This window comes from Streptomyces sp. SID3343 (assembly GCF_009865215.1).
In the GTDB taxonomy this organism is placed as follows: domain Bacteria; phylum Actinomycetota; class Actinomycetes; order Streptomycetales; family Streptomycetaceae; genus Embleya.
The window spans coordinates 1-7587 of sequence record NZ_WWJX01000307.1 but is presented as its reverse complement, the minus strand read 5'-3'; the positions used below and the strand labels follow the sequence as shown (position 1 = coordinate 7587).

Here is a 7587-nt window from a genome sequence, read left to right as displayed (position 1 = left end):
TCGCGGGGGAGTCGGCCACGTGCACCGACGACGGGCCGTTGTCGAGCAGGCTGAGCGCGTTGCCGACCCGCTCGTGGGTGAGCGCGGTGGGCGGCGGCCCGCTCGCGAGGGCCGCGGGGGTCACGGGGGCGCCGGTCGAGGGGGCGCCGAGCTCGACCGGCCGCAGGTCCACGTGCGGCATCGTCGCCGCGGGCGAGGGCAGTTGGCCGGCGTTGTGCAGCGGGCCACCGACGACCGTCGGCGTGTTCGGGCGGTGCGTCATGGCCGGCTGGACCAGGTCGAGCGCGGCCAGGGACGACGTGTGCGGGGTCGCCCCGACGCCCGGCATGGTCGTCGTCGACGGCAGCGCGTGCAGCGTGGTCGCCGGGGCCCCGACGGGCGCCACGTGCCCGATCGACGTGGTGGGCAGACCCGAGAGCGCGCCGGCCGGGTTGCCCGCCGGGGTCAGGTGCCCGATCGCGCCGAGTCCGGCCACGTTGTCCAGCCGCAGAGTGCCGGCCGGCGCGGCCAGCTTGGCCCAGTCGCCGATCTGGATCGAGCCCAGCTCGTGGATCGGCATGTCGAGCAGCGCGTCCATCTTGCGCACGGCGTCGGGCGCGAAGTGCATCGCCTCGCCGAACGACGTGGGGATGTGCAGCCCCGACGGCGAGCCCGGTGCCAGGTTCGTGTTGGTCGGCAGGTCGCCCAGGCGCAGATTGCCCGGACCGCCGCCCGCCCAGTCGCCGACCCTGATCTTCGCGAGGTCGCCGATCGGCATGTCGGTCAGCGCGTCGAGACCGCGCAGCGGCGGCGTGGGGATCTGGGCCAGACTGCGCCCACCTGCGGAGGCCAGCGGCGCGCCGAAGCGGAACTTGCCCAGTACGCCGCGCTCGTAGAAGCCGATCTTCAGCGCGCCCTTGAGCCCGTATTTGCCGATCTCCGCCGCGTCCACCGGCAGGATCAGCCGCAACCACTTGCCGTTGCCCAGCTCGTTCCTGGCGAACTTCCAGGTGGCGCTGCCGAAGCCCTTGATCGCGCCGGGGATCGCCCGGAACAGGGCGGGGATCGCCTTGATGCCGTTGACGACGAGCAGGCCGCCCTTGCTGATCATTCCGCCCGCCCAGGACGGGAAGCGCAGCGCGCCGGCGCCCACCCACAGGGCGCCGGACTTGACCCAGCTGCCGGCGAACCTGGCGAAGTCCTTGAGTCCCGGGATGAACGCGAACGAGCGCAGGCCACCCATCGTGAAGGCCCGCTTGAGCAACTCGAACGGCCCGCGGCCGAACTCCTTGATGCCCTTCCAGACGAACTTCGAGCCGTCCTTGAGCAGCTTGAGGACGTTGATCCCCTTGGTCGTCGGCGCGATCATGCCGAGCCCGGCGAGGAAGAGGTCGAGAATGCCGGCCTTGCCCTGGGCGAAGTCGACCGCCGTCTTGACGAACAGGGCGAAGTTGACGCCGATCGCGATCAGCGCGAGCGGGCCGCCGAGGATCAGCGCCGGCACGATCAGGATGATCGCGAGGATGTTGAAGGCTTCCCAGAACAACTCGCAGTCCGTCACCGGCTGCCTGATCCCGTTGGCCGCCGCGTTCACCGCCCGTGCGGCCTCCTCCGCCTGGGCCTTCTGCGCGGCGCCCGCCGCGGTCGCGGTCGCCGCGAACTCGGCCCGCTTGGGGTCGTCCGCCGCCAGACCGCGACCATTGGTGAGGGCCCCGTCGGCAGCCGATTGCCAGGTGGGCATCAGGTCCACGTAGGTGCGCAACGCCCTGACCGCGTTCTCGAAGCCGTCCGCGATGCTCTGTACGAACGCCCGCAGCGGGCCGCTGATCCGCTTGCGCAGGGCGTCGGCGGTCTTGCCGACGAACCCGCCGTCGGCGGTGTTGTCCAATACCGCCTTGAGCGCTTCGTCGATGTCGCGGGCCACCGACCCCAGCGAGGTCATCGACGTGATCAACGCTTCGATCCTGGCGGGGTCACCGGGGGTCGGATCGGCGCTCAGTCCGATCGCGTTCCAGTCGGTGGGGCGAACGCCCATGACCCGTGGTCCCCTTCGCCGTGCTGCGGTGCGCCGCGCCTGGTCGCGCGAGTCGTCGGTCGTCGGTACGGCGCCCGATCGTCTCGACGCGTTCCGGACCGACCACGCCGCAGCCCGGCCTGCGGTTCACCGGGGGAGGCGATGAACCGCGCGCGGGGTCGGGGCGTGGTCACGGCGACGGGTCCGGACGGCGGGTCCGCGGCAGCCGGGACAGGGGCGGGTGTTGATCGACTTCGCGTTGGACTACGGGACGCTGGCCAAGGCGAAGAAGGACCTCTACGCGTTGGCGGACCGTATCTCGCCCACGCTCAAGAGCAGCGACTTCGCGACGCTCGGCAAGGGCGGATACACCGAGGCCCAGGCGGTCTTCGGTGATCCGACCCTGACCGCCGCGTTCCGCAATCTGTACTGGAAGGCCAAGAACCCGATGGAACGGGCCGAGGAGCTGCTCAAGAAATTGGGCGACTGCTTCGGCAAGGTCGGGGACGCGTACTTCGACGCCGACTCGCAGATCGCCGACGGGATGGGCGTCATGGGCGCCACGATGGGCCTCGAACAGTGGCGCAACGCGGCGGCCGCCTGGAAGTACAAGCAGGACCACCTGTCCGAGTGCGCGAAACCGGACGCGAAGGGCGAGTACCCCGAGTTCTGCAAGGCCACGGACCCCGGCAACACCCCGCCGCTGGACCACGTCGTCACCACGCCCAACGGCGCGACGATCTCCACGCATCTGACGCTGGACAAGGACGGGAACGTGATCAAGGAGGAGACGACCGTCAACAACAACGGTCAGAAGTACACCTCCGTGACCACCTACAGCTCGGATCGGCGCAACTACACGACCGAGACCACGTTCTCCGACAACAGCAAGACGACCACCGAGACGCACCTGAACGCGGACGGCAGCGGTACCCAGAAGGTCGTCGACGCCGAAGGCAAGACCCACACGTACACGCGCGGCGGGCCCAGGGAGGAGTGGAAGGACACCACGCCTCCCGAGCCCGAGAAGCCGCAAAAGCCCGTCCCCGGCGGCGGATCCGGTGGCGGCCGCGGGCCCCGGCTCGACTGACGCCTCCCCGAACTCCCGTCGTCGTACGGCCTCGTCTGGCTGATCCCCCATTTCTCATTCCCGGTTGCTCCCCAGTAGCCACCCCTCACCGAAGGAACGCCATGCCCGATATCGCTCTCGACTTCGCCCGGATCGACGAAGTCGCCGGTCGCCTCTCCACCGCGCGCGAGAACATCATCCCGATGATCAACTCGCTGCTCACCGACGTGAACGGCCTTTTGGAGAACGGCATGGTCTTCAAGGAGTCCAGCCCCGCGATGCGCGACGCCTACGGCAAGTTCAACACGAGCCTGAACCTGGCGGTCGACGGCATCAAGTCGTTCTCCGAGATGTTCGCGAAGATCAAGGTCCAGATGCACGACATGGACATCGAGATGGCGAAGAACCTCAACCAGCAGTGAACCCCCGGTAACGCCGATCGGGCCGCACCCCCACAACGGGGTGCGGCCCGATCGACGTTGCGCCCGACGCGCCGGCGCCGGGCGCTACTGCGCCGGGCGCAGCACGGTCAGCGGGATCTGCACCGCCATCGGCACGTTGCCCTCGCCCGCCGTCCACCCGCGCCCCGGCGTACTCTGCGGCGAGCGCAGCACGTTGCTCGGGATCCGGATGTTGATCATGTCGCCCTCCTGGAAGTTCTTCGGCGCGAGCAGCACCCCGCGTCGCACCCGCCGAGCCGCGCTGACCCAACCCCCCATCGCGACCTGAAGGGCGTCGTAGGAACCGGCGTACACCAGGCCCTGGCCGCGGTCGCGGCCCGCGACCGCGATATCGCGCAGCACCCGGTCGGCGGCGGGCATGCTCAACAGATCCGCGTCGTCGAGCACTACCACGCGCGGCCCCGTCAAGTCCTCAAGCGCCGCCTCGACGTCCTCGGCGGACGGGTCGGGGTCGACCAGTACGCGCGCGTGCGGATGTTGCGCCAGCGCCCGCAGCGGCGACTCGCGCGGCGTCAGTACCACCAGCGACGTACCGCCCGCGAGCAGCGACACCGCGAGCGACGCGAGCGCGGTACTGCGCCCGGTGCCGCTCGGTCCCAGGACGGCGAACACCGACGCCGCCGCGAGGTCGACGCCGACCGCGCCGCCGCGCTCGCCGCCCAGCCCGAGCAGCCCCCACATCGGCCGCCGCAGTTCGGCCGGCACCTGCTCGTACGCCGTCGCGAACTCCACCAGCCGCGGCAGCACCGGAATCCGCACCGGCATCCGGACCTTGGCCACACCCGCGTCCCGGCGGGCGGCCTCCGCGCCGATCCGGCGCAGCGCCTCGGCCTGCTCCCGACCGCTGGGATCGGGTGCCAACAGCGCGATCTGGGTCTCGGTCCGGGTCAGCGTGTGCCAGCCGCGGCCCGGCGGAATGCTCGACGGGACCTTGTTCTGGGTCATCCCCACGAGCTGGTAGTCGCCGCGATCGGCCTGGCGGAGCAACAGCTTGTGGTCGTTGTGCGCGGCCAACCGCCCACCGAGCAACGATCGTTCCGACGTCGCGACGAGGTGGATACCGGCCGCCGCGCCCTCGCGCAGCAGTCGCATCACATCGTCCACGAGCCGGCCGCCGTCGTGGTCGTCGAGCAGACCCACCAGCGCGTCCCAGCCGTCGAGCAGGACGAGGATGTGCGCCGGGCGCTCGGCCGCGGGCAGCAGGCGGCGCAGCTCCACCAGCCCGGCCGCGTTCCGTTCGCTGCACACTTCCTGACGTGTGGTCAGCTCACGGATCAGCCGTCCCAGGAGGCGTTCCAGGCGTTCGATGTCGTGCCGGGACACGACCGCGCCGCAATGCGGCAGGGCCTCCAGCGCGGCCAGGCCGCCGCCGCCCGCGTCGATGCCGTAGATGTGCACGTCGGCGCTGCTCGCGGTCGCCGCCGCGGCCCCGGCGATGGTGCGCAGCACCTGGGTGCGTCCCGAGCGCGGGGACCCGATCACGTACAGGTGGCCGAAGGTGGCCAGGTCCACCGTCGCCACGCGCTGTTCCTGTAGTTGGGGCACGTCTTCGAGGGCGTAGGGGATCGGGGCCGGCGTGCAGTCGTCGGCGGGCGCGATCTGCGGCAGGTCGGTCAGCAGCACCCGGTCGACCAGCGCGGGCAGCCACGGACTGGGCTGTGGGGTGTAGTCCGCCAGCGCGGCAGCGGCCTCGCGCAACGCCTCGACCAGCGCGTGCAGGTCGGTGGGCGCGGGCGTTTCGAGGGTGTCCGGGCCGTCGTCGACGACCGGGAGCGAGGCCGGGCGGCCGAGGCCGCTCAGGGTCAACTCGGTGGCCCGTACGTTGCGTTGCCCGGCGCCCGCCGGTCGCGCGGGGTCCGTCGTCGGACGCTCCGCGCCCACCCAAGCGGCCTGGAACGGCACGGCCGCGTTGGGTCCGGTGCGAATCAGCGCCCGACCGGGGGTGCCGGCCGAGATGTGCACCGCCTCGGCGGTGTCGATGATGTCGTGGCTCTCGGTGGCGTCGGTCACCCGAAGCGCGATCCGCAGGTTGGTGTTGGCACGGATGTCGCCGGTGACCGCGCCCGCCGGGCGCTGGGTCGCGAGCACGAGGTGGATGCCGAGAGAGCGACCGCGCTGGGCGATGTTGATCAGGCCCGCGACGAAGTCCGGCACCTCGCGCACCAGGGTGGCGAACTCGTCGATCACCAGCACCAGCCGCGGCAGCGGCGGCAACGCCGGGTCGCCCGAGCGCTTGGCCCGGTATTCGGGGTGGTCCTTCGCCGAGACGTCGGCCAACAGGTGCTCGCGGCGCCGCAGTTCGGCGCCGAGCGAGTCCAGCGCGCGGGCGGCGAGGTGCTCGTCGAGGTCGGTGACCATGCCCAGGGTGTGCGGCAGGCCCGCGCACTCGCTGAACGCGCTGCCGCCCTTGTAGTCGACCAGGACGAAGGTCAGCTCGTCCGGCCGGTTGGCCACCGCGAGCGCCGCGACGAAGCTTTGGAGCAGTTCGGACTTGCCGGAGCCGGTGGTACCGGCGATCAGGCCGTGCGGGCCGTCGCGGACCAGGTCCACGCTGAGCGGACCGTCGTAGCCGGAGCCCAGTACGAACCGGGTCGAGGCCGGTCGACGGGCCCAACGGGCGATGATCTGCTCGGCCTTGGGCGGCTCGGCGTCCACCAGGTCGAGCAGCTTGACGGTCTGCGGGAGCCCGCTGTCGTGCTCGGGGCTGACATCGCGCAGGGGCGCGAGCGAGCGGGCGACCTGCTCGCACCACGCCGCCTCGACGTGGTCGGCGCGCACGTCCGCGATGTCCGGCAGCCCGGTCCGACGCACCGTCAGGTGATGCTTGCTCGCGACCACGACGGCCGCGCACTCCTCGGGCAGCAGCCGCTCGCGTTCGTCCAGACACACACTGAACACGCGTACCGACGGGCCCTCGGTCAGCACCTGGACCATGCCCGGCACCTCGCGCAACTGCCGGGCGCCGTCGGCGATCACCAGGATGTCCGGGCCGCTGAACATCGCCTGCCCCATGGACGAGCCGAGCGCGCGGCGGCGGACCTGGATCTGCGACACCAACTCGGAGATCCGGTTCGAGGTGGACTCGGGATCGGCGCCGAGCAGGACCACCGGTGCGGCCGAGCCGGCCTGTGGGCGTACGTGCGGCAGCCACCGCACCCACGCCCAGTCGGCTACCCGGGCGGGGTCGGTGAGAATCACGATGCGCAGGTCGCGCGGGCTGTGCAGGACCGCCGACTGGACGACCAGCCAGCGCGCGAGCGCCTGGACGGGCTCGGCAGGACCGGCCACACCGAGCACGCCGTGATCGGCGATCTCGGCGCCGATCGGGGTGTCGGGCAGGGTCCAACTCGTGGTGCGGTGGTGCTCGTCGCGGGCCGGGTCGTCGACCTCCTTGACCGAGGGCTGGTCCACCGTGCCGATCCGCAGCACGAGGTGGTCGGGGTCGCGCCGGCGGCGCTCCCACAGCCGACTGCCCGGTCCCGTCGCGATCAGCGCGATCGCGGCCGGGTCGGGGCCGACCTCGGCGCGCACGGTGCGCTCGCGCCGCACGGCGGTACGGATCTCCTCGTGCAGCACGCGCAGCCGGCGGCGGTACTGCACGCCCTCGCGTTGGTGCTTGGCCCGGTTGCCGCGCCGGCCCGAAACCCAGTTCGCGATCACCATGAACGGGCTGATCACGCAGAACACGAGGTAGAAGTAGGACTTGAAGATCGCGACCATGACCAGGCCGAGCACCATCGGGGCGATCAGCACGAGCAGCGGGAACGGCGCGCGGGTGGCATCGACGGGCGGCGACGGCAGCTTGATCCGCTCGGCGTCCAGGTGCGGGGCGATCCGCGGCGGCCGGTTGTAGTCCAGGCCGATGCCGTCGTCGGACGCGCTCACGTCGGCGTCCGGCTCGACCGGCAGGCGCAGCCGCAGCAGCAGCGGGCCCACCGTGAGGTCGTCGTCGTGCGGCCACGGCGTGCCGGGGGAGTCGGGCCGGCGCGGCACGGCTCGGGCGGCGGCCGAAGGGGTGTCGCGGGCGATCCGCCGGCCCTCGCGCTCGACCTTGCGGTCGGCCT

Annotated in this window: 4 protein-coding genes; 2 read left to right on the top strand and 2 right to left on the bottom strand. The window is 71.7% G+C overall.

Annotated elements, in window-relative coordinates:
• Positions 1-2014 (bottom strand): hypothetical protein (locus GT354_RS10495; protein ID WP_161356012.1); only part of this gene is annotated, 2014 nt, incomplete at its 3' end.
• A gap of 220 nt (positions 2015-2234) precedes the next feature.
• On the opposite strand from GT354_RS10495, the gene GT354_RS10490 reads away from it, so the two are divergent.
• Together GT354_RS10490 and GT354_RS10485 are read left to right on the top strand one after the other, a co-directional pair.
• The gene (locus GT354_RS10490) at positions 2235-3083 is read left to right on the top strand and encodes a hypothetical protein (RefSeq protein ID WP_161356011.1); all 849 of its coding nucleotides are present in this window, start codon (positions 2235-2237) and stop codon (positions 3081-3083) included.
• 101 nt (positions 3084-3184) lie between these two features.
• A complete protein-coding gene (locus tag GT354_RS10485) occupies positions 3185-3484 on the top strand; it encodes a hypothetical protein (protein ID WP_161356010.1) in 300 nt (99 codons plus the stop codon).
• Positions 3485-3568: 84 nt separating this feature from the next.
• Here GT354_RS10485 and GT354_RS10480 read toward each other — a convergent pair.
• On the bottom strand, positions 3569-7587 hold a 4019-nt coding region (locus tag GT354_RS10480; RefSeq protein WP_161356009.1), incomplete at its 5' end, for an FtsK/SpoIIIE domain-containing protein.

Excerpts from the sequence above, each read along its gene's own strand:
- GT354_RS10485 (WP_161356010.1), top strand. The coding sequence starts at position 3,185 with ATGCCCGATATCGCTCTCGACTTCGCCCGGATCGACGAAGTCGCCGGT.